This is a genomic window from Vibrio sp. Of7-15, assembly GCF_022347565.1.
In the GTDB taxonomy this organism is placed as follows: Bacteria; Pseudomonadota; Gammaproteobacteria; order Enterobacterales; family Vibrionaceae; genus NORP241.
In genome coordinates, this window is sequence record NZ_JAKRGH010000001.1 from 341,689 (window position 1) to 365,112 (window position 23,424).

At 41.0% G+C, this 23,424-nt stretch carries 20 protein-coding genes; 9 read left to right on the forward strand and 11 right to left on the reverse strand.

The window, feature by feature from the left end; all coding sequences use genetic code 11:
* Window positions 1-20 precede the first annotated feature (20 nt).
* Entirely contained in the window at window positions 21-836 is an 816-nt protein-coding gene (locus MHO82_RS01380; protein WP_239182272.1) for a hypothetical protein, read from the forward strand.
* Window positions 837-1,089: 253 nt separating this feature from the next.
* Window positions 1,090-1,815 (forward strand): carbonic anhydrase family protein, encoded by a 726-nt coding sequence (locus tag MHO82_RS01385; RefSeq protein ID WP_239182058.1) that lies wholly within the window; start codon window positions 1,090-1,092, stop codon window positions 1,813-1,815.
* A 105-nt stretch (window positions 1,816-1,920) separates the two neighbouring features.
* On the opposite strand, the gene MHO82_RS01390 is transcribed toward MHO82_RS01385, so the two are convergent.
* Both MHO82_RS01390 and MHO82_RS01395 read right to left on the reverse strand, forming a co-directional pair.
* Window positions 1,921-4,290, reverse strand: a complete 2,370-nt coding sequence (locus MHO82_RS01390) for a GGDEF domain-containing phosphodiesterase (RefSeq protein ID WP_239182059.1) — start codon at window positions 4,288-4,290, stop codon at window positions 1,921-1,923.
* On the reverse strand, window positions 4,277-4,948 hold the full coding sequence (locus MHO82_RS01395) for a methylamine utilization protein (RefSeq protein WP_239182060.1): 672 nt from the start codon (window positions 4,946-4,948) through the stop codon (window positions 4,277-4,279). Before MHO82_RS01395 ends, MHO82_RS01390 begins: the two co-directional genes overlap by 14 nt.
* A gap of 204 nt (window positions 4,949-5,152) precedes the next feature.
* Between MHO82_RS01395 and MHO82_RS01400 the strand changes: the two genes are divergently transcribed.
* Entirely contained in the window at window positions 5,153-6,124 is a 972-nt protein-coding gene (locus tag MHO82_RS01400; RefSeq protein ID WP_239182061.1) for a D-2-hydroxyacid dehydrogenase family protein, read from the forward strand.
* Between the two features lie 68 nt (window positions 6,125-6,192).
* Here the strand turns inward: MHO82_RS01400 and MHO82_RS01405 are convergent, their stop codons facing one another.
* On the reverse strand, window positions 6,193-6,735 hold the full coding sequence (locus tag MHO82_RS01405; RefSeq protein ID WP_239182062.1) for a DUF1415 domain-containing protein: 543 nt from the start codon (window positions 6,733-6,735) through the stop codon (window positions 6,193-6,195).
* Window positions 6,736-6,814: 79 nt separating this feature from the next.
* The gene (locus MHO82_RS01410; RefSeq protein WP_239182063.1) at window positions 6,815-7,648 is read right to left on the reverse strand and encodes a pyruvate, water dikinase regulatory protein; all 834 of its coding nucleotides are present in this window, start codon (window positions 7,646-7,648) and stop codon (window positions 6,815-6,817) included.
* A gap of 846 nt (window positions 7,649-8,494) precedes the next feature.
* On the opposite strand from MHO82_RS01410, the gene MHO82_RS25845 reads away from it, so the two are divergent.
* Window positions 8,495-9,454, forward strand: coding sequence for a chitinase (locus MHO82_RS25845; RefSeq protein ID WP_343299941.1), 960 nt, complete (start codon window positions 8,495-8,497; stop codon window positions 9,452-9,454).
* A 71-nt stretch (window positions 9,455-9,525) separates the two neighbouring features.
* On the opposite strand, the gene MHO82_RS01420 is transcribed toward MHO82_RS25845, so the two are convergent.
* A complete protein-coding gene (locus MHO82_RS01420) occupies window positions 9,526-12,042 on the reverse strand; it encodes an EAL domain-containing protein (RefSeq protein WP_239182065.1) in 2,517 nt (838 codons plus the stop codon).
* A gap of 649 nt (window positions 12,043-12,691) precedes the next feature.
* Between MHO82_RS01420 and ppsA the strand changes: the two genes are divergently transcribed.
* Window positions 12,692-15,061 carry a phosphoenolpyruvate synthase gene (gene ppsA / locus MHO82_RS01425; protein WP_239182066.1) on the forward strand — a complete coding sequence of 790 codons (2,370 nt, stop codon included), beginning with the start codon at window positions 12,692-12,694 and terminating at the stop codon, window positions 15,059-15,061.
* 80 nt (window positions 15,062-15,141) lie between these two features.
* On the opposite strand, the gene MHO82_RS01430 is transcribed toward ppsA, so the two are convergent.
* Window positions 15,142-15,324, reverse strand: a complete 183-nt coding sequence (locus MHO82_RS01430; protein WP_239182067.1) for a hypothetical protein — start codon at window positions 15,322-15,324, stop codon at window positions 15,142-15,144.
* Window positions 15,325-15,491: 167 nt separating this feature from the next.
* Here MHO82_RS01430 and MHO82_RS01435 point away from each other — a divergent pair, with 167 nt between their 5' ends.
* On the forward strand, window positions 15,492-15,677 hold the full coding sequence (locus MHO82_RS01435; RefSeq protein WP_239182068.1) for a YtxH domain-containing protein: 186 nt from the start codon (window positions 15,492-15,494) through the stop codon (window positions 15,675-15,677).
* A gap of 66 nt (window positions 15,678-15,743) precedes the next feature.
* Here MHO82_RS01435 and MHO82_RS01440 read toward each other — a convergent pair whose 3' ends face one another.
* Window positions 15,744-16,028, reverse strand: a complete 285-nt coding sequence (locus MHO82_RS01440; protein WP_239182069.1) for a pyrimidine/purine nucleoside phosphorylase — start codon at window positions 16,026-16,028, stop codon at window positions 15,744-15,746.
* An 84-nt stretch (window positions 16,029-16,112) separates the two neighbouring features.
* The gene (locus MHO82_RS01445) at window positions 16,113-17,123 is read right to left on the reverse strand and encodes a lipid A deacylase LpxR family protein (RefSeq protein ID WP_239182070.1); all 1,011 of its coding nucleotides are present in this window, start codon (window positions 17,121-17,123) and stop codon (window positions 16,113-16,115) included.
* A 214-nt stretch (window positions 17,124-17,337) separates the two neighbouring features.
* Here MHO82_RS01445 and MHO82_RS01450 point away from each other — a divergent pair, with 214 nt between their 5' ends.
* On the forward strand, window positions 17,338-18,183 hold the full coding sequence (locus MHO82_RS01450) for a rhodanese-like domain-containing protein (protein ID WP_239182071.1): 846 nt from the start codon (window positions 17,338-17,340) through the stop codon (window positions 18,181-18,183).
* A gap of 80 nt (window positions 18,184-18,263) precedes the next feature.
* Here MHO82_RS01450 and MHO82_RS01455 read toward each other — a convergent pair whose 3' ends face one another.
* Both MHO82_RS01455 and MHO82_RS01460 read right to left on the reverse strand, forming a co-directional pair.
* On the reverse strand, window positions 18,264-19,082 hold the full coding sequence (locus tag MHO82_RS01455) for a phosphate ABC transporter substrate-binding protein (RefSeq protein WP_239182072.1): 819 nt from the start codon (window positions 19,080-19,082) through the stop codon (window positions 18,264-18,266).
* A 188-nt stretch (window positions 19,083-19,270) separates the two neighbouring features.
* The gene (locus tag MHO82_RS01460; RefSeq protein WP_239182073.1) at window positions 19,271-21,139 is read right to left on the reverse strand and encodes a methyl-accepting chemotaxis protein; all 1,869 of its coding nucleotides are present in this window, start codon (window positions 21,137-21,139) and stop codon (window positions 19,271-19,273) included.
* 170 nt (window positions 21,140-21,309) lie between these two features.
* Between MHO82_RS01460 and MHO82_RS01465 the strand changes: the two genes are divergently transcribed.
* Both MHO82_RS01465 and MHO82_RS01470 read left to right on the forward strand, forming a co-directional pair.
* On the forward strand, window positions 21,310-21,657 hold the full coding sequence (locus tag MHO82_RS01465) for a DUF3024 domain-containing protein (protein ID WP_239182074.1): 348 nt from the start codon (window positions 21,310-21,312) through the stop codon (window positions 21,655-21,657).
* Between the two features lie 118 nt (window positions 21,658-21,775).
* Window positions 21,776-22,396 carry a DsbA family protein gene (locus MHO82_RS01470; RefSeq protein WP_239182075.1) on the forward strand — a complete coding sequence of 207 codons (621 nt, stop codon included), beginning with the start codon at window positions 21,776-21,778 and terminating at the stop codon, window positions 22,394-22,396.
* Window positions 22,397-22,403: 7 nt separating this feature from the next.
* Here the strand turns inward: MHO82_RS01470 and MHO82_RS01475 are convergent, their stop codons facing one another.
* Window positions 22,404-23,225 (reverse strand): AraC family transcriptional regulator, encoded by an 822-nt coding sequence (locus tag MHO82_RS01475; RefSeq protein ID WP_239182076.1) that lies wholly within the window; start codon window positions 23,223-23,225, stop codon window positions 22,404-22,406.
* Between the last annotated feature and the right edge of the window lie 199 nt (window positions 23,226-23,424).

A 23,424-nucleotide genomic window follows, 5' to 3' on the forward strand; every position in this document is an offset into this window, starting at 1 on the left:
TAGTGATGCTGATGTTATTGATGATGCCTTTTTTTAGTAGTGCTGAAAATGAAGCCTATTCAGAAAAAAGTATCTACGATAAGCCCTTGATGGAACGCTATGTTCTTGATGAGCTGAAGTCATTACGCCATGATCAGCAAGACTTAGAACGTCGTTTAATTATCGAAATCACAGAGCGTGAGTTATCTGTCGCCGATCGTTCTTTAAATTACGCTAATGTTACGGTTACGTATTTCTTCTACATCATCGCTGGGGTTGCCTCGTTAATCGCCTTGATTGGCTGGCAGTCTCTTAAAGAGATCAGAACGAATACAAAAAAAGTGGCTGATCAGCAATTGCGTACTATAGCGGATCAATATGAGAAGAAGTTTCAAGATCTAGAGCGAGAGCTAAAAAGAAAAACACGCAGTATTAGTGATAATAACAAAGAAATTGAAATTATTAATGAAGTCCATAATTTGTGGCTACGAGCACAAAGCTCTCAAACACCAGAGCAAAAAATGGAAGTCTATGATGAGATTTTAAAAATCCGCCCTGGTGATTTGGAAGCGTTAACGTATAAGGCCGATGCTGCCATGGAGATACGTGAGTTTCATTGGGCACTCAGCTTATGTAATAGGGTATTGGAAGTGGACGATACTAATGCGAATGCTTTATATCAGCGAGCTTGTGCTTATTCTTGTTTAGGTGTTGAAGATCAAGCACTTTCTGATCTCGAACATGCTATTCAAGGAAGTACCTCATTGAGAGAGTTAGCCGCAGAAGAGGCGGATTTTGAAATGCTGCGGGGTAACGAACGCTTTGAGGCTCTGATGGTAAATGTCGATGTTATGTAGAGTTTACCTTTGGGAGTAGGGAGATCACCTTTTTATACAAGGCTAATAATACAATTATTTATAGTGAAGGCGCTTTCCAGTAAAGCGCCTTTTTCGTACTAGCACGTAAATAGCAACCATTTTTACGTGGTATTTTTTAGATAAGTCTCTCAAACAAAATTGCAGGTCTTTGATTTATTTGGTCTAACATATTCAAACGCATTCATTAGTGCGCAATTAATGTTTAAACCATCGTGACTACAAGGATTTTGTAATGAAAAAAACGTTATTGTCTACTGCTTTACTTGGATTAGCTCTTTCTTCTACATCTGTGATGGCTGCGGAATGGTCATACACAGGAGAGCACGGTGCAGAGAATTGGGGCGATACCTTTGCAACTTGTGGTGAGGGAAAAAACCAAACGCCAATTAATATTAATCAAGCTGTTGATGCGGATTTACGCTCGTTAGACATTCAGTATCAAGGTGTTGTAACAGGCCTAATTAATAATGGCCATACGGTTCAGTCAGAAATCAGTGGTTTTAACTCATTACTGGTGGATGGCAAAGAGTTCGACTTAAAACAATTCCATTTCCACACACCATCTGAAAACTACATTAAAAATAGACAATACCCATTAGAGGCTCACTTTGTTCATGCAGATGAAGCCGGTAATTTAGCCGTTGTTGCTGTGATGTACGAAGTGGGTGATAAGCGTGATGCAAACTTAACGAAGCTTCTGGCAGATATTCCGGGCAGCAAAGAAGGTGTTACATTATCAAATCAAGTTAAGTTAAGTGAGCTGCTGCCAGATACGGAGCATTACTATCGTTTCACGGGTTCATTAACCACACCACCTTGTAGTGAAGGGGTACGTTGGTTTGTACTGCAAGAGCCTGTGGAAGCTTCTAAAAAGCAACTGGCATCACTGCATGACGTGATGGGGGACAATAACCGTCCATTACAGCCAATTAACTCACGTTTAGTTGTCGAGAAATAATCCATATTTGTAAATAATGCGCGTTTTGTTCGTGTTATTTTATTAGGTCAGTGTCATTAACGCTGACCTAATTTTCTTCTGAATGCTCAAAAGATCGCTGTCTGTTCACCTTGGTTTAAAGGTTTGATCATCTTCAGTATTGTTAGCCCACCAATTCGGAAAATCCGCTTTAGGCATAGGTTTGGATAAATAATAGCCCTGTGCAACATCGCAGCCCATATCAGTCAGCATGTTCATGGCGTCGAGATCTTCCACCCCTTCAGCAACCACGCTTAAGTTAAGATTATGAGCCAGTTCAATGGTAGAGCGCACAATCACTTCATCATCGTCATTACTGGTCAGTTCAAGCACAAAGGACTTATCTACTTTAAGCTCGTTAACAGGCATTTTTTTCAACTGAGCCATGGAAGAGAAGCCAGTACCAAAGTCATCAATAGACAGTTTGATTCCCATTGTACTTAACATGGAAAGGGCTTTGATGGCTTGTTCAGGCTCAGACATCACTGCACTTTCTGTGACTTCCAGTTTTAAGATGTCAGGAGTGAGGTTGTATTCGGCCAGCATCTCGGTGGTATAAACGGGGAGTTTAAAATCAATCAAATCAATGGCAGAAATATTCACGGCCATTTGCAAAATATAACCCGCTTCTTTCCATTCCTTATGCTGTTTTAGTGCGGTTTTGATTGCCCAGTGCGTTAGATCTCGAATATGGCCACTTTGCTCGGCAAGAGGAATAAATTCATCGGGTTGAACAAAACCATGAGTCGGGTGATGCCAGCGGACAAGGCACTCTACCGCTACAATTTTATTCTGTTTTAAGTCGAGTTTGGGCTGGTAAAAGAGCTCTAACTGATCATTAGCAATGGCTGCTTTTAGCTCGGATAATAAGCTTAAGCGCATCACCGAATGTGTATTCAGCTTGGTGTCGTAGACTTGGTAATAGGTGTGCTTATTTTTACATGAATTGAGAGCAATATCGGCACACTGCATTAATTTAGGGGCATTGTCGGCATGCTCTGGGTAGCAGGCAATACCAATGCTGGCGTTTAAATCTAAGTAGATGCCATCAATAACAAAGGGCAATTCAAAATATTGGTGGAATTGTTCAATAATGGTAGTGAGCGGTACGGTATTGAGCTTTGAGAAAATGACGGCAAACACGTCAGCAGAAAGGTGAGCAATAAAAACATTTTTATCACTGAAGGTTTGTAAACGTTCCGCAACTGATTTTAAGAGCTTGTCACCAAAATCATGGCCGAGAGTGTCATTGACTTCTTTAAACCTATCTATATCTATTTGGAGTACTGCAATTTCCGAGGCGGGTGATGTGTTTTGACTTAAACGTTGTTCAAGCTGTGAATAAAAGTGATTACGATTTGGCAGTTGAGTCAGTGGATCAAAATAGGCCAATTGGTTTATTTCCCGCTCTCTGACTTTAATGTCACCTTGCATGGCAATAAAAGCATCAGATAAAGATTGTACTTCGTAGGTGGAAGAGGGAGGGATTTTATTGGAATAGTCACCTTGGCTGATCCCTTTGGCTATGAGGACCAACGAATTTAGTGGGCGTGTAACCCCTTTAGAGACAAAATAGGTGATTAAGAAAGCCAGCACTAATGAGATAAAAATCACCATAAAGAGTTGGCCAATTAAGCTGTGGAATGACAAAAATGCAGCAGTAGTTAAAGTTGTCAGTGTCAGGTAAACAGGAAGTGGCCCTTGTTTTCCTAACGAAAAGCGCTGGGCAATATAGCCTTCATAAGCAATGTCTAGCGCTACAAATTTACCAAGAGGTAACTCTTTTGAAGTTTGTAAATCAGAGTAAACCTCTTGGTTTAATGTAGAAGATAGGACGTTGAATTTTTGTTTATCACTGACATTCCCTTGGGTCATAAGAGTGACATCGAAGCCAGATAAATTAACAAGTTCTTGGTTGATAATAGAGTCTAATTTGAGGCCAGCGACTAACCAAGCGTCAGGCTGTGGGGAGCGCTCTACGTATTTTACAGGAACAGACCTCGCCAAATAATAAACATTTTCAAGTTCGATAACCGTTAATGTCGCGTCGGCCAAGTTGGGAACAGAAAAGGGAACCTGTTGGGTACTAAGAGGACGCGTGCTGGCAATGATGCTGTTTTTCGGTGAAATAACCAAAATAATGTCTGACTCAATACGACGTTGAAAATTGTTGAAGGCAGAGAGTAAAGAGTCAGGGTCGTCTTCTCCACTCGCGATGAGCTGCTTCATAGTGAAGTCTTGGCCGATGTTTTTTAATGAACGTTGAATCAGTGCCATGTCTGCTTGTAGTGTGTGTTGTACCACATTGGATGCAATTGCTAACCTATTCGAAATCTGTTGCTCAGAATGGGTATAGGTACGATTTAGGATAGACCACAAAGAAATCGCAAGTACGATAGTGATCATCGCAAGAATTAGACTTAGGATTTTGGTGTGTAATCGATTAAAGGCGTTCATAGTAGGCCTTATTGTATTTAGGTTTTTGTTGTTCTACTTCAGGCAATAACTCTTGGCGCAATTGTATGGTTAATTTGGGTGTTTCACGGGTGTTTAGCTCAATTTTTACGGGTTGGTTTTTATTTTCAAATCTTGGATGCCAGATAAAAACATCGTATTCCCCTTGTTCTAGCGGGAAGTTAATGAAGCCATTTGGGTCTGTGGTTGAGAAGTATGGGCTATCCACAACCACGATGTAGCTCAACATCCAGTCGTGAATATTACACCCCATTTCGACAACACCGGGGGTATCAAAAACAATAGGCTTGTGTTTGATTCCTTTATATAGTTTTAGCTCAAAACGTTTGGCTGGGGAAAAAGAGTAGACATGGTGCTTTATGGAATCAGAGTTTGGAAACGTGACTGTACCTCCTTTATGAACGGGCAAAACAAAGGGGGTGAAGATTTTATTTTTTTGATCCATCACATAAGTTTTATCTTCCATTTTGGGTACTGCTTGACCAGACTTTGCGACAGCCCAAATTACGGCTTGTGATAGGGTGTTTTTTTGGTTATCCGTTAATTGAATTTGAACATTTGTTATATCGTGTCCGGCAGCGAAACTGAGCATGGAAAATGAGAAAAGAAAAAAAGAAGTAGCCAACTGTCTTATCTTCATATCAACAAACCCTTATTAACTATGTATAGATGAATCTTAGAAGCTTTATCTGATAATGAAAGAAGATATAGGGGGTTTAATGTTGATTTTTATTGTTTTATGACGATTGAGACTTTGAAGCTTGTAACGATTTCAGAAAATAATCAGCTTTAAATGCCGTCTATTTATGTCATGATTTTCGTTTTAGTTGATAAGGAAAACCGGATGAAAGTAGCGGTGTTAGATGATTACCAAAATGTGGTCAAAGATCTGGACTGTTTCTCTTTGCTTCGTAATCACGATGTAAAAATACTAACACAGTTTTATGATAACGAAGATGAGCTAGTTGCTCAGCTGAAAGATAGAGACGCCATTGTACTAATAAGGGAAAGAACTCAGATAACAGAATCTCTTTTAGCTCAGCTTCCTAATTTAAAACTCATCAGCCAAACAGGGAAAGTTTCTAATCATATTTCCGTTGAACAATGCTCAAAATATAATATTGCTGTCGCTGAAGGTCGAGGATCGCCAGTAGCACCCTCAGAGTTGTGTTGGGCTTTGATTATGGCGTCAAGCCGTCATTTATGTGCGTACACACAGCAGCTACAATCTGGAGTTTGGCAAGATTCAGGTTCCCTTGGTTTAGGAAGAACGCTCAAAGGTTTAACATTAGGCATCTGGGGGTATGGGAAAATAGGTCAACAAATCGCTCAGTTCGGCAATGCATTTGGTATGAAAGTGCTTGTTTGGGGAAGTGAGCAATCTCGTCGTAAAGCCACTGCCGATGGTTTTTTTGCTGCGATGTCTAAGTATGAATTCTTTCAACAATCAGACGTATTATCGCTGCACTTACGATTAAATGAAGTTACTCGTTCTTGTGTCAAACTGGAAGATCTAAAGGTCATGAAGCCGGATGCGTTGTTTGTGAATATTAGCCGTGCAGAGCTTGTTGAGCCGTTGGCGCTTGAAAAGGCGTTAGTTCAGGGCAGGCCGGGGTTTGCGGCATTGGATGTGTTTGAAGCTGAACCCATAACAAACAGCCCGTTGTTTACTATGCCAAATGTACTTTGTAGCCCGCATTTAGGGTATGTAGAGCAGAATAGCTATGAATTGTATTTTCAGATCGCGTTTGAAAATGTAGTGAATTACTTCGATGGTAAGCTAGCCAATATTGCGAATAAAGCAGAGCTAGAGTGATTCAGGGAATGCAGGCACAGTAACGCAAGGCTAACCTGTGCCTATTCATCGCTTATAAACGAGTAGGTTTATACAAACAGATAAGGGAAAAGTTTGTGTTTTTCTTCATCGGTTAGAGACTCAACTCGTGCAATGTTTGTGTCTGGAATCGCTTCAGGGTTTGGGTAGTGTTTTAACACGCGTTCCATACTTTCTTCACGGATCAGGTGTAAAACAGGGTAAGGTGAGCGGTTAGTTAGGTTTTCATCATCGTCAGGGTGCGCGCCACCGAAGCAATAGTCTGGGTGGAACGTAGCAATTTGATAGATGCCTTCCCAATTTTGCTGTTTGATTAGTGCATCCACCCAATCTAAGAATTGGTTGTAATCAAAAAAGTCTTCTAGCATGTTTGGAATAACAACCAATGTTGTTTCCAACTCTTCTGGTGTTTTTTGATCTAATAATTGAAGTTCAACCAAAATATCTTGTAGTAGGGCTTCTTCGGTGCTGCTTTCACTAACCGCTATTTTGATTTGTTTATTTCGGTTGGGTTTTGCGGCAAAAGGGCACAGGTTTAAGCCTATTACGACTTGCTCTAACCACTGCTGGACGTCTTTTTCTATCTGACTCATACTTCTTACTACTGATATTTGATTAAAAAGCCATCTGGCTATGTGTAATACCGCTAAGGATATCAGATTCCCTTGTTACTCAGCACATTTTCCTTTTTAAGCCACTCATGTCGAGCAGTCGGGTCGAGATTTCTTCAACAGAGAGATCGGTGGTGTTTAGGTATGGAATAGCTTCTCTGCGGAACATAGCCTCGACTTTTCCTAATTCAAATTCACATTGCTGTGCCGTTGCGTATTGGCTGTTGGCATAGCGCTCATTTCTAATTGCTTGAAGTCGCTGACTGTGGATCGTTAAACCGAAGGTTTTATAACGGTAAGCTTCAATAGCAGCGGGCAGCTTTAGATTGCTCATATCATCTTCAATAAAAGGGTAGTTTACGGCCCTAATGCCAAACTGCATGGCTAAATATAAGCTGGTGGGTGTTTTTCCGCAGCGTGAAACCCCGAGTAAAATGATATCGGCTTGTTCTAATCCATTGAGAGAAATACCGTCATCATGAGCGAGGGTATACTCAATGGCCGCAATTCTGTCGTCGTAGGTCTCCATGTTTTTATGAATACTGTGGGTACGGTGCAAATGAGGCTTTGGTTGCAGCTGTAAATCTTGCTGAATAGGGGCAACTAACATGTTCAGTACATCGTAAAAAAGGGCTTCGCTTTCTTCAATAATGGCTTTTACTTCCGGAATGACAATGGAATAGAAAATAAGTGGCTTTTCACCCGTTTGTTTAGCTCGTTTATTGATGGTGTTTTTAACATCTTTTGCTCGTTCAATGCTTTCAACAAAAGGCAATGTCATTTGGTTAAATTCAACGGGAAATTGGCTTAATACTGCGTGTCCACAGGTTTCTGCGGTGATGGCTGTCCCATCTGAAACATAAAATACATCACGAATTGGCATTTCGTTATTCATACAGTGCTCTCTTGCTACCCAGCGTTCTTTAGAGAAGAAATTAAAGAATTTTTGGCTAAAAAGGTAATGGTTTTCATTAATTATGAGGGGTGAGATCTACCTTGTATCGAATAAATAATTTAACTGTGAGTTGAATCGTTTTTCCTTTCTTTGTGTGTGATGCTTGTGAAAAATGTCTTAACTTTTCGAGCATTTTATATGTACAACACAGTGGCTATGTGATGACACTCGAAAGCTCACTTATTTTATAAAATCTTGGTTTTCATTGGACTTATTTTGAACAAATAATGAACAGTTACTTTATTGAACGTGAAGGGAATGAAAATGAAAAAAGAACATAAATATAAAATAAAAGGACTCGCAACACTGCTGTTAACGGCTGGCATTAGTCATTCTGTGTTTGCACAAGCAGAGCCAACGCCTTGGGTTCCGGGATCAACCACGGTCACTAATGGTGAAATTGTTATTTATAACGGATCCTGTTTTAAAGCTCAAAATAGCCCAGGTTCATGGGAGTCTCCTTCTACAAGCAGTTGGTTTTGGGAAGCGGTAACATGCCCGACAACAACGCCTAACCCCGATCCTAACCCGAACCCAGATCCAACACCGGATCCATTACCAGATCCAAACACGGGATTGACGGTGATCCCAGATGGTAAAGGGGGGTACCTGATGCCCCGTAGTGAGTTAGAGGCTATTGAGAAAAACTTAACAAGTAGCGATCTTTTTAACTTAGTTCGTTCTGACATTGCTACTTTGGATAACGCAAGTGTTGAAGCGGTTGCGCCTTTAAAAATCAGTAATCCTGATAATGTTCGTCGTGCAGAAAGTGTGGTTTCTGAGTCTATGTGGAATTATTTATTCCCTTTGAGAAATGAACAATATACCTATACTCGCTTCCTACAGGCTATCGCTAAATTCCCTGCTTTTTGCCGAACTTATTCTGATGGTCGTAATTCAGACGATATTTGTAAACGCTCTATTACCACCATGTTTGCCCACTTTGTTCAAGAGACTGGCGCACATGCACCGAATTGGGAAACGACTAAAGGAGTGCCTGAATGGCGACAAGGTTTGTATTTCTTAAGAGAAAGGTACAAATCAGAAGACGTCGTGGATGGTACGTACAGTAAATGTGGTGGTTGGCAAGGTGAAAAATGGCCATGTGCGCCGGGCAAAAGTTACTTTGGGCGCGGGGCTAAACAGTTAAGCTGGAACTATAACTATGGTCCGTTTTCTGAGGCTATGTTTGGTGATCAAAGTATCTTATTAGAAAACCCTGCATTGGTCGCTGATACTTGGTTGAACCTCGCATCTGCGGTATTTTTCTATGTTTATCCTCAACCGCCGAAACCAAGTATGTTGCATGTGATAGATGGCACATGGAAGCCAAATGCTTCAGATAAAGCGGCAGGTATCGAAGCGGGCTTTGGCGCAACCATTCAAATCATTAATGGCGCGTATGAGTGCAGCAAAGGGGCTGAAACTGTCTTGGCGCAAAATAGAATTGATTACTACAAGCTGTTTGCGAAAGAATTAAACCTTGATATTACGGGTGAAAAGTTAGGCTGTGCAGATATGAAGCCATTTGATACCGATGGCGCTGGAGCGTTGCTGATCACGTGGGATAAAGACTGGGGTTGGAATCCAAACACACCAGGAAATCATAGTTTTGCTTGTAAGCTGGTTCCTTATCAGTATGCATTTAATGCTTTCTTCCAAGGAGATTATGAGAAGTGTGTTGAGTATCATTTCAATGTACAAGCGTATGATGCGAACGGAGATGTTATTCCTGATGGACAATAATGTTTACTGAAGCCACTAATAAGGTATAACAGACTTTTGGAGCCGTTATCATTATAACGGCTCCATTGTTTTTATCGCAGTAAGTTTTGTAGATCGTGTGCCGAAACAGGGCGGCTAAAGTAATAACCTTGCATTTGGTTACAGCCAAGAGAGTGTAAAAAGTCTTGCTGTTCTTGAGTTTCAACGCCTTCGGCAATGACTTCCATTTTTAAATTGTGTGCCATTAAAATGATGGTAGAGGCCAATACTTCATTTTCTTGTTTTCCTGGAATTCCTTCCATGAAGCTGCGATCAATCTTTAGAAAATCCATAGGCAGTGATGTCAGCATACTTAGGCTTGAGAAGCCAGTACCAAAATCATCCATTGAGATGCTTACTCCTCGGCTTCTCAACACATTAAGCGCTTCAGAGACAGATTGAGGATCTTCCATCAAACAACTCTCTGTGATTTCTAAATCTAAATATTGTGCTTCCAGTTCCGAGTCTTTGAGGGCTTTTTCTACATGCTTAATAAAGTTCTGGCTTTTGAACTGTAGTGCAGAAACGTTCACCGAAATGGGCAGTTTTTGAGCGCTAATTTGGTGCCAGTGTTTACACTGACGGGTCGATTCCTGAAGAACCCAAGTTCCGATTTGTTCAATTAAGCTCAGCTCTTCAGCTAAAGGGATGAATTGATCGGGTGGAATACGACCAAGTACTGGGCTTTGCCAACGAATAAGTGCTTCAACCCCGACAACGGTTTGATCTTGTAGTGATACTTTGGGTTGATATTCCAAGAAAAACTCATTGTTATCGAGTGCTGTGCGTAAGCAGTTTTCCATTTTTAAACGAAAGTGAGAGCGCTCGTTCATTTCTGATGAATAAAGTCGGAACGTATTTCGACCTGATTGCTTTGCACGGTACATGGCGGTATCGGCATTTTTTAGTAACTCTTCACGATCTTGCCCGTCATTAGGGTAGGTAGCACAGCCAATGCTTGAAGTAATGAAAAGTTGGTTACCATCGATATTTACAGGCTCTGTCAGGCAATCTGACATTCGTTGTGCAATCCGGGAAATTGTATCAACACTGCTGAGTTCGGTCAGTAGTAATACAAGTTCGTCGCCCCCTAATCGCGCTAAGGTATCGACTTCACGTGTGACGGTTTTTAAGCGCTCTGTTACTTCGCACAATACTTTATCACCAACGGTATGCCCTAACGTGTCATTGATTCGTTTGAAGTGATCCAAATCGATAAACATGACCGCTAAATTTTGATTTTCACGTTGCGCACTAGAAAGAGCAATGTCTAATCGATCAAACAACAATTGTCTATTGGGCAGTTTGGTCAGTGGATCGTAATAGGCTAGATTCTGAATCACCTGTTCAGATTTTTTACGTTCTGTAATATCACTGAAAATACCCGCGTATAAAATGCGATGAGTGTTTGGCTCTTTAATGCGAGTAATAGTTAACCATTCTGGATAGACTTCTCCATTTTTGCGACGATTCCAAATTTCCCCTTGCCAACGACCGTGGTGATTAATGCTGTCCCACATGGCTGTGTAAAAAGACTCATCGTGGCGGCCAGAGCTTATTAGGCTTGCGGGCTGATGTAGCGCCTCATTTTCTGAGTAACCAGTTAAAATACTGAATGCTGGGTTAATGGACTCAATAATGCCTTGCTCGTTAGTAACCATGATACCGTCCATAGAGGCATTGATCAGGGTGTGAGCCATATAAAGATGTTGTTCAGTGGTTCTCAGGCTTGCAGATTGGTTGGCGAGAACTGTTCTAAGTCGCTTGACGTAAGTGTGTTCAATATTCGATAAAATATCAGAAAAAGAGAGTAAGCCGACTAGATTGCCATTTTCATTATTAACACCAATATGGCGAATGTGGCGCTTTTCCATCAATGAGCGGCTGGTAAGTAGGCTCATGGTTTCCGGAACGCTGATAAGTGGTTTACTCATAACATCAGCTAAAGTGGCATCAACCGTGTCGTGGGCAATGAGTCGGATTAGGTCTCGTTCTGTGATCAAACCAACTGGTTTTTGATTATTCGTAACGATCAAAGAGTCACTGCGCGCTTTTTTCATCCCTTGAACAGCTTGTTGAAGCGATGCCGTTTGTTCTAAAGATGGAGGCATTTGGTTAGACATGATGGAGGCGATGTCCGTCATGTTTAAAAAGTATTCGGCACCCTGATGATTAACCACATCACTTTGTGATAACACGCCGAATAGATCGCCTTTCTTATCTAATACAACTAGATGTCGGATCCCATTTTCTTTCAGCTTTATTGCGGCTTCTTCTAAGGGAAAATCTGTTGTGACGGTGTATAGATCTTTTGTCATGAGCTTAAAGATAGGCTGCTCGAACATTTCAGGTGTCGAGAAGTCAATTTTTAATGCGTCAGCTTCAGTCCAAATTCCAATCGCTCTATTTTCTTCAACGACAATGATGGAGCTGCAATGGCGTGCGTACATTTTTGCTGTTGCTTCTTTTAAGGTCAATGTTGGTGCGCACGTTACGACTCTACGTTCAACAGCTTCAAGAACGGATTTTTCACTTGTCAGTAAATGAGGAGATGGATTGGAATAGTTCACGACAGGGCCATATCTGTATACAAATATAACTGACGAGAATAAGTTTCTCAGAGGGAAATGTCCAACACTATGCCTGAATAATTGTCTAAACTTTTCTAAATTTTGAAATGAAAGGAATGAAATAAGACTTTTTAGGTATGGAACACCGACATAATCAGACATTTAACACTTCATAAAATAAGTTATGAGTCTTTTATATAAACAGGGAGGTATTCCATATTTTTATATTTATATGCATTTAAATGTATTTGGATTTTTATTAAGTACATGATTTTAATTTTGTTTTTTATGTGGTTCATATATATCGTGCCACTATTTTGAGTATTTAAACAACAATAAGTTTCCACCGTGAATATTATTAAATATAAGCTCTAGCGCTTTATTCTTGTTCTTACTGCCAAAATGTCATTTGTATCACGAATCGTTGATTTTCGATGCGTAAAAAGTTGAACAGTTAAACAATTATTGTAAAAATTTTTCTACTACACTTATAAAACAATTTTCAGGGCTTAATGATAACTAAAGCGTTTGCATTACTTACAATAAATACACCCTGCTGCGCAATCGTTTGCTTGGTGGCGAAAGCTTTTTTGCTTTTTCTACCTGTTATCAACCTTTTTCACTATCCAATAACGTAAGGAGACTCGCCGTGCTGCAGAATGTAGTTTGGTATGACCAACTTTCTATGAACGATGTAGACAAGGTGGGAGGTAAAAATGCCTCTCTGGGCGAAATGGTTGCCAATCTAACCGGAGCGGGAGTAAAAGTTCCAAATGGCTATGCGACAACAGCAGAAGCGTTTAACGGCTTTTTAGAACACGAAGGGTTACAGCAACGAATTTATCAGTTGTTGGACAAATTGGATGTGGATGATGTAAACGCACTGGCTAAAGCTGGTGAAACCATCCGTAATTGGGTTCTTGAAGCGCCATTACCGGCAGCGTTAGAGCAAGAAATCCGAGAGTGTTATCAAATCTTAGGTGATGGCGATGACATGTTATCGGTTGCGGTGCGATCGTCTGCAACCGCTGAAGATTTACCAGATGCTTCCTTTGCTGGCCAGCAAGAAACGTTCTTAAATGTACGCGGTATTGACGCTGTTATTGAAGCGGTAAAACATGTATTTGCATCATTGTACAACGATCGAGCTATTTCATATCGTGTGCATCAAGGCTTTGAACATGAAGGTGTCGCATTGTCGGCGGGTATTCAGCGCATGGTTCGCTCTGATATTGCATCGTCGGGGGTGATGTTTACCTTAGATACAGAATCTGGTTTCGATAAGGTGGTGTTCATTACCTCATCTTGGGGGCTGGGCGAAATGGTCGTTCAAGGTGCGGTTAACCCCGATGAGTTTTATGTTCATAAACCAATGCTAGAAGCGGGTAATGATGCTGTTGTTCGCCGTACTATTGGTTCTAAAAAAATTAAGATGGTGTATGGCGAAGGTAAAGCGTTAGGCACCCAAGTGGAAACGATTGATACGACAGCGGAAGAACAAATGACGTTCTCTCTTACGGATCAAGAAATTCACGAGTTAGCAAAGCAAGCGCTGATCATTGAAAAGCATTATGGCCGTCCAATGGACATTGAATGGGCAAAAGATGGTGTTACCGGTGAGCTTTTGATTGTTCAAGCTCGTCCTGAAACTGTGCGTTCTCGTGATGATGCAAACGTGATGGAGCGTTTTCATCTAAATCAAGACTCTGCTGTATTGGTAGAAGGCCGTTCAATTGGCCAGCGAATCGGTACGGGTACGGTGCGCGTAGTGAGTGACTTGAGCCAAATGGATCAGGTACAAACGGGTGATGTATTGGTTGCTGACATGACAGATCCTGATTGGGAGCCTGTGATGAAAAAAGCCTCGGCCATTGTGACTAACCGTGGTGGACGAACGTGTCACGCGGCGATCATTGCTCGTGAGCTTGGTATTCCAGCGGTTGTTGGTTGTCATGATGCGACAAGCCGTTTACAAAGCGGACAAGTGGTTACCGTTTCATGTGCACAAGGTGAAACTGGGTTTGTGTATCAAGGTAAACTTGATTTTGAGGTGAAGCGTTCATCGGTTGATAAACTGCCTGAGTTACCAATGAAGGTGATGATGAATGTGGGTAACCCAGATCGTGCGTTCGATTTTGCATGTCTGCCGAACGAAGGGGTTGGTCTTGCTCGCTTAGAGTTCATTATTAATAAAATGATTGGTATTCACCCGAAAGCTTTGCTGAATTTTGATGAGCAATCAGATGAATTAAAAGCGGAAATCACGAAGCGTATTGCAGGTTACTCTGATCCTGTTGAGTTTTATGTTGCCAAGCTGACAGAAGGGATTGCTACAATTGGTGCTGCTTTCTGGCCTAAACGCGTTATTGTTCGTATGTCTGACTTTAAGTCAAATGAATACAGCAACTTAGTGGGTGGTCAGCATTTTGAACCAACGGAAGAAAACCCAATGATTGGTTTCCGTGGGGCCTCTCGTTATATTTCTCCACAGTTCCAAGACTGTTTTGCTCTGGAATGTGAAGCAATAAAACGCGTTCGTCAGCAAATGGGCTTAAAGAACGTTGAAATTATGATCCCATTTGTTCGAACAGAAAGTGAAGCAGCTTCAGTGATTGATATATTGGCTGCTCATGGTTTACGACGTGGTGATCAAGGGTTAAAAGTGATCATGATGTGTGAGCTGCCATCTAATGCTATTTTGGCGGATGACTTCCTTAAATACTTCGATGGCTTCTCAATCGGCTCTAATGATATGACTCAGCTGACGCTTGGTTTGGATCGTGATTCAGGAGACATTGCCCACTTATTCGATGAACGTAATAAAGCGGTGAAAGCCATGTTGTCTATGGCGATTAAAGCGGCTAATAAAGCGGGTAAGTATGTAGGGATTTGTGGCCAGGGGCCGTCGGATCATGAAGATTTAGCGGAATGGTTAATGGAGCAGGGTATTGACTCTGTGTCTTTAAACCCAGATTCGGTGGTAGAAACCTGGTTAAATCTAGGTAAAGATAATAAGTAATACTCTATCATTGGTTATCTCTGAAACAGAGCTCATCTGTTCGGAGATAACCGATTTTTATGCTTCATCCAATATCCTTTCTATGCAACGAAGCTTGGTTTATTAAACAGTTCGTGCAGTAAATCCAACTCTTCATCACTCAATAGTTTTTCAGCTTTTTGTTGTTGCTGTAATTGTGAAATGTCACTGTGGAGTAGACGAAGTTGTTCCGGTGTCAGCTTATTGAGCTGTGATTTTAGTATCCGGTAACGATAATCTTTCATGGTGTTACGCCCTATAGAAACGGTGTTTTATTAATGTAAGCTTAGTATTGAGTCACAATGTCAGCGTTGTGTAAAATTGGACAACAAAAATAAAAAATAGTGCTCAATAAATTTTAATTTTGTCTATAATCGGCAAAAAATACTCGATGTGGAAGAAAGGAAGTAATGTGACAAAATATCTATTACTGATGGTATTGGGTGCTGGTATTTATATTGGTATGACCTATCAAGATGAAATTGAAGATGTTCTGGATAAAGCTCCTATGGAAGAAGTGCAAGATGGAATAGAAGGTATTGCCGAAGCACTGGAAAATGGGACAGATGAAGTAAAAGAAAAGCTAAAAGATCTTTAAAATACTTTCTGCGCTTTCTAAGTGGCCAACTGAAATTAAGAAGGCCACTTAATGTATTGATGAGCGCTACGCTAAGTATTCACATAGGTAGGCCGTGTCTACTTCTACTTGAACCTCAAAAGATGAATTGGCAGCAACATGAAAAAATTCGCCTTCAGCGTAGGTTTTCCATTTCTCTTCGTTAGCAAGCTTGATGGTTAGGTTGCCTTTTACCACGGTCATTTTTTCAGCTGCTTTCGTACCAAACGTATAGCTACCTGCTTCCATTACACCCACAGAGCTTGTGGCACCATCTTGCTCGAAACCAATTGATTTTACAGTGTCTTCGAAATAACTATTTACGGTTAACATTTTCAACTCTCCATGTTGATATTTTAAACTGTTGGCAATGTAGCATGAACATTTATTGTATTGAAAGTGTTTTTGATCAATTGCTTAACGCAAAAAGAGCGTGATTGATCCGTAGCTGTATATCTCTTTATGATCTTGCTCGTAATCAGCACTGCTGGTGGCTAAGCTTAACCCGACCCCCCAACGAGGTTGGTAAAATACACCACCAATCACGACTGTAGTTTGTAGGTGCTGTGTATCAACTCTTGGTGAGCCATCTGGCAGGTCGCCCTCTATAGTTAAATCGTAAAAACGGTAGCGGAATTCATAACCAGAGAAAAAGGATAAACCTTGTTTGCTGTTACTGAGGAAGTTGGTGTTGATGAAATTGCCATGAGTGAAACCCGTGGAACCAAAGCTATCGCTTAGCCCTTCTCCAAACCGGAACGTTCCTCCTAATGCAACTTCTGATTGGTAGTTACCGAGCTCCGCTCTAGCCATCCATCCCATGTCTATGTCGTTATATATAGAGACTGGTTTTCTAAAAATAAGTCGATCTGTACTTACACCAAGTTGAGCAATGGGCTGGTACTGAATTTGGTTATCCCAACCTTGTGGGTCTGGTGAACCAATGATGCTGTGAATGATTTTTTGGGCTTCTTCCGTGTAAGAATCGGGTCCGACCAAACCTAGAGAAAATGAATATTGGTTGGCGACGGAGTCTGTTTGTTCATAAATACTATTTTTGACATATAGTAAGCCAGCATATGGGCGTTCATTTGGTTGAGGTTGTGTCTGGGAGATGTCTTTAGGGGCCCACATCTGCTGGGATACTTCGACTCCCCAGCCTTGATGCGCATTTGGATTAAGAGATAGCCACTCTGCAGGAGTACTTATCCAAAATGGAGCGGTTTTGGTGAGATCTTCTGAATCTGGAGAAGACCATCGGAAAAACAGCCCGCTGGTGTAGTTATAGTCTGTGCCAACAACACCATCATTATCATGAGTCAGTGCCCATGTGCCACTTTCACTTGCATGTAGTGATGGGACAACAGAAAGTGCACAGCATAAGCTTAAGAGCGTTGTTTTGGATTTTTGAATAAAAAAAGAGCGCATGTAATTTTTATTTTTGGTTTTTATAGAACTGAATGCTAAGGTGGAAATTAAGTGAACTCTATAGCATACAGGGCAATGGTTTATATTAAGTAAGCGGCATTATTAGCATGGTCGCTTTGTTTTTGTAAACACAAAATTCAAATTAAGTTAAGAGCTTATTGGTTTTGTGGATGAGTCTATTGGTTGTATTTTTCAGGTTGATAAGGAATGTAATGTGAGTATTTTAAACACCGATTTAGTGTCTGTTTCATGGTTACAAGAACACATTTCAGAACCAACACTGAAAATAATCGATGCCAGTTGGTTTATGCCTGGCAGTGAACGCTCTGGGGTTAAAGAGTGGGAAGGTGAAAGAATAGACAGAGCTGTTTTCTTCGACTTTGATCAAGTGATTAAAGATCAAGAAAGTGAATTACCTCACATGTTACCTAGTGCCGACTATTTTTCGGAACAGGTTGGTCTGTTAGGTGTACAAAACGATTCTGATATTGTTGTTTATGATTCAGTTGGCATGTTTGCTTCTCCACGTGTTTGGTGGATGTTTAAAGCGATGGGCCATAACAATGTCGCTGTGCTTGACGGGGGACTACCAGCGTGGTTGTCTGCTGGTGGTAAAACTCATAAAGATGCGCCAAGTCCTGTTGAAAAAACGGACTACAAAGCAGAGTTGCAGTCAGATTGGGTGATAAGTGCAAAAGAATTAGAGCAGAAACTTGAGTCGGAAAATTGCACGGTATTGGATGCACGTCCTAACAATCGCTTTTTAGCACAAGTGCTAGAGCCAAGGAAAGGAGTGAGAAGCGGCCATATGCCGGGTGCTAAAAATCTACCATTTCTTGAATTACTGGTGGATGGGAAGTTAAAGTCGAAGCAAGAATTATCAGATCTGTTTGATGCACTTGCGCCAGTGCAAGATCATTATTATTTTACCTGTGGTTCTGGTGTTACAGCCTGTATTTTAGCGTTGGCAGCGTCATTAACGGGACGATATAAATTGTCTGTATACGATGGCTCTTGGACGGAATGGGGCAGTGATGAACGTTACCCGGTAGTGAAGTAGTGGTGTGTAAGTAACGGAAGTAATCAGCTCAGCGTCGTATAGTGCTATTGCTGAGCTGAATATTATTGTATCTGAAGGTGCTATTTTACCGGAACATAACCACTTTCTTTAATTGTTTGCTGTCCTTCAGCAGATAAAACGTAGTGTAAGAAATCTTGCCCAACAGAAGAAAGCTTATTGTTTTTGTGAATTAAGAGAAAAGGTCGAGAAAATTTATAGTCGCCTTTTTGTAAATTCTTACCTGTGGCTTCAACGCCTTCAAATTTTAAGGCTTTGATTGAATTATCGATTGAGCCTAGGGAGATATAACCAAGCGCATGAGAATTATGGTTCACAATGGTTTTTACCATGCTATTGCTGTTTACTACTAATACCTTATCGCTAATATCAGAAACCATTTCGTTATTCACCTGCTTGGTTAACCCTACTAAGGTTTCAAATGAGTAACGAGATCCAGAAGAGGCTTCACGAGTGACAATGGCGATCTCTCTTTCAGGCCCACCGACTTGGCTCCAGTTGGTGATTTCACCATGGTAAATATCAAGAATTTGCTGTTTCGTGAGGTTTTGAACTGGATTGTCTTTATTCACGACCATTGCGATGCCATCGAACGCGATAGGCACAATCTTAATCGTGTTACTTTTCTCTTGTGGTTTTAACCACCTAGAGCTCATTCCAATCTCTGATATTCCTTTTTCGACCAGAGAAATACCAGCAGAAGAACCCGTGCCTTGTACTGCGATGAAGTCTTGTTTGTGCTCGTTGTTATACTGTTCAGCCAACACTTCCATTACGTGAGTCACAGACGTAGAGCCTGATACAGAAACCGTTTTAGAAAAAGAAGGCGCAGCGAGAAAACTGCTTAAACAGGTAAGTGTAATGACAGCCCTGCGAAACATAATAGTAAATCTCCATCTCAGTTAGGTATTGTTGAGGGCGCTATGATATTACTGGCATGTGACATTTTTGTGACTTGGGTTAAGTCATTAATAATGAAAACAGCAGCAAAGGTATAACTTTACTGCTGTTATGGGTAAGGCTTAGGGGTCGTATGACTGTTTGAGTGTAAACCAGTCATACGAATCCGCTATACAATGAACTTGTTAAGAATCGTATCTTGTTGTTGTACTCGGGCCACTTGATCTTGCATTTGAGACGAGGCTTCTACCGCTCTATCTGAAACCTGTTGGGAAAGATCTTTGATATTGAAGGTATTACTATTAATTTCTTCAGCGACAAGGCTTTGCTCCTCTGCAGCAGAGGCGATTTGAAGGTTCATGTCTGAAATTTGAATAATAGATTCTTTAATTCGGTTTAGAGCTTCATTCGCTTCATTTGCTTTAATGACAGTGTCGGAGGCGAGGCTCTTACTTTGTCCCATCACATTCGCAGCAGAGCGAGCTCCTGATTGAAGTTGCTCTATCATGTTACGAATTTCAGTAGTGGATTGCTGAGTACGTTGTGCCAAGGTGCGAACTTCATCGGCAACCACCGCAAAACCACGGCCAGATTCACCTGCACGGGCGGCTTCAATAGCTGCATTTAGTGCTAACAGGTTGGTTTGATCGGCGATTTCATTAATAACGGAAAGAATGGATTCAATATTACCCGTCGCATTTTCTAAGTCTTGCACCACCTCTACCGCTTGATCAATTTGTCCTGAGAGTGTCGCAATGGACTCTGTGGTATGAGACACCACGCTGACCCCATCTTCAACGGCATTATCGGCTTCTTGAGCGGCTGAAGCTGCACCTTGCGCATTACCAGCGACATCAGCAGAGGTTGAAGCCATCTCATTCATTGCCGTTGCCAGTTGTTCTACTTCTGCTAGCTGAGTTGTCATGTCTCCTGCGGAAAGTTGTACACCTTGTGAGGTTTGCTCGGTGCTGTGTCGAATTTCTTCACTGAGAACTTTTGTTTCAGAGATTAAAGATTGGAGCTTCTCGGTAAAGGCATTAAAGTTTGAAGCCAGTTCGGCAAATTCCTGATCGGTATTTGTGTTCAAACGACGAGTTAGATCACCTTGTCCTGAAGCGGCATCTTTCATGGCATCATTCAGAACCGTTAATGGTTTCATTAAGTATTTCAACACAATAAACAGCGCAATAATGGCAAATATAAGTGATAATGCTGTTAGCCAAATTGCTGATGTTCTAAGTTCATAAACGGAAGTATGGGCTTTTTCATAATCAAGGATCACACCAATAAACCATTCTTGGCTATCGATTGGAGTGAAACTGAGATAAGTGGGTTTTTCTTGGTAGTCAATCAACTTAATTTGGTTCGAAATACTGGCTGAGCCGAGAAATTCCGACATGTTTTTACCGTTCATGTTAGCTTCTGGATGTGAAATTATGGTGCCTTCTTTATCTACCATGAACACAAAACCCGCATCAAACAACGATACTTGATTAATCTGTTGAGCGAGTTGCGCTAAGCTGACGTCATAAAAGATAGCACCAGTAAATTGGCTATTTTCTCGTACAGGTGCAGCTACAGATACCAGTATTTCACCGGTAGCGGAGTCTGCATAGGGGGCCGTAACGATTGTTTTACCAGCATTTTTGGCGTCTTTATACCAAGGGCGGACTCGTGGATCCCATGAGCTACCCGGGTCCCAACTGGCGTCATTACTTTGGTGCGTACCATCTGCTTCAAAACCGATCCCTGCAAGTAAAAATGTGTTCTTAATGCTAGGCTTGTTAATAACGTTACTAATGTGCTGCTCAGATAGATCGTCTTCGATCAGCCGAGTGGCATAGGTAGCAAGTTGAGCTTTGGACGTCATTTCGCTATCAACGGTGTTTTTAACACCATTAACAATTTCGCTGATACTGTGCTGGATTAACGATTCAATGTGCCCTTTAACTTGGTAGTATTGTCTAAAGGATAAAATGGATAGCGCAGCAAGCAAAATTGCAGACGAAGTGGCAACAACTTTGTGGTTAAACTTCATAATTATGACCTCAGTGGAACGCCTATTATTATTAATTGTTATTTATAACTTTATACTAATTTGTAAATAATGTTATCGACAGTGTAATCAAAAGGTTTAGAAGTTTATCAATAGTATTCAATGGCCACGATTTATTCGCTGATTGAATGTGATGTGTGATTGGAGGATGTATGTCTTTGAATGAATTGGATCGCCATCGTGTGGAGCATCAGCTTGCTAAGTTTTGCTCAGAGCGTAATCAAAACCTGCCTGTGGATCTGGCTTGCGTTGATTATCACTTAGATACTAACTCGCTTTATGTTACCGTTTCTCATTGGTTAGTGGATGGCGCTCATGCGGATGATACGGTTTCTGTAGCCAAGCTTTTTTATGATAAAGAGGAGAGGCGATGGCATTTGTTTTGGCGTCCATCTGATACAACATGGCAGATTTATCAGCCTCATCCATCATCAAACCAATTACATGAGTTGCTCGATACCATCGCGAAAGATAAGTTTGATTGTTTTTGGTGCTTCTAAGCAATCGTGATGTACATATCGTTTTTAATATAACTCTTTTAATGACATAAAGTTTTTCATCTGTTTGTCGATAACTCTTCTATGTTCATTTCGTATAGAAATTAAGGTTATCTCTTTTATGTCAACCAAGCTTTATTACTTTCATGATCCTATGTGCAGTTGGTGCTGGGGTTTTAAGCCAACATGGCAAGCGTTACGCGATCAGCTTCCACAAGATATTGAAGTAATTAATATTCTAGGTGGTTTAGCGCCCGATTCTGATCAAGTTATGGATCAGGAGATGCAAGAGGCTATCCAGAAAACCTGGAATCACATACACCAACAGCTTGGTACTGAATTTAACTTTGAATTCTGGACTAAGTGCCAACCTCGTCGTTCTACTTACCCTGCATGTCGTGCTGTTATTGCGGCAAGCGTACAGGGTAAAGAAGAAGAGATGATAGAAAAAATCCAGAAAGCTTATTATCTCAAGGCAATGAACCCATCAGACATGAGCACATTAACAGCTTTAGCTGCCGAGCTTGGGTTAGATACAGTGCAGTTTGAAGCGGATATGGTTCACGAGGAAATGGAAAACCTGCTACAGCAGGAAATCGGTTTTTATCGCCGTTTACCTGTTCAAGGTTTCCCATCTTTGGCTTTAGAGCATAATCAAATTGTTTATACGATCAATTTGGACTATCACAACCCTAAGACCATGCTGATGCAGATCGAAATGGTTCAAGCTCAGGGGGAATAAGGTTCAGCTAAGGTTTTATTTGGCTGCACTTTTTGATCTTTACTCTAAATTCTTTGGGCGTTAACTCCGTGTGGGCTTTAAATGCAGTGCTAAAGTGGGCTGCATTTTTAAAGCCACAATCATAAGCTATTTGAGTGATGGCTTTATTTGTTAGCCGTAATTCTGTAGTGGCTTTAGTAATGCGTTTTACTTTCAAAATATTAGCAAAAGAAATCTTATCTGAAGCCAGCTTTCTTTTTAGAGTTGCTGCTGACATACCAATAGATTGAGCGGCACTGTCGATGTTGATGTCTTGCTCTAAGTTTTTTTCTATATAATGAATCACTTTTTGCGTTGAACTGAGCTCAGCTGCTCGACGGATCAAAGGCAATAGGTGTGGCTTTTGGGCAATCATTTCATTGAGTAGCGCATAGACAAGCTGAGTCAGTGTCATTGGGTGAATGGTTAGCTCAGAATCTAATATGTCCCGAATCTGCATGAACAAGCGGTACACGCAAGTGTCTTGTTTCGAAAAATAGGCGTACTGGCCCGATTTTATTTGGAAGGCATCGTCGTCGAGCTGCGATAAAAAATTTTGAAAGATAGAAATGTCGATTATGAGTGCTTCAGCACTAAAGTCTCCCTCACTCGTTTTCATTTGAAAATCAGAAATCTCACCAGAACTATAGAGAGTGAAGTCTCCAGCCTGCAACATGCCTTTTGTTCCATCTGGTAATGTAAAATCGATTTCTCCTGTGATTAGGCTAAATATTCCATTTTGTACAACAGGGTAGCGTTCATTTCTTCTATTTAGAGTGGTCTGGAATCTTTGTAATTTGATTAGTGGCATTTTTACGGCAGACTAAAAGTGTGGGGTACAGTAAAGCATTATCTGTATCAATAAGTAAAGAAATAAAGGGATGATGGGTTATTTATGCAACCAGTCTAACTGTTTGTAATTTTTATGGTTAATAACAGAATAGTCAGATAGGTTTGTTCGAGCTTATTTCAGTTCCAGTTTGGTGGACAAGGTAAGGGGAGGCTATGTG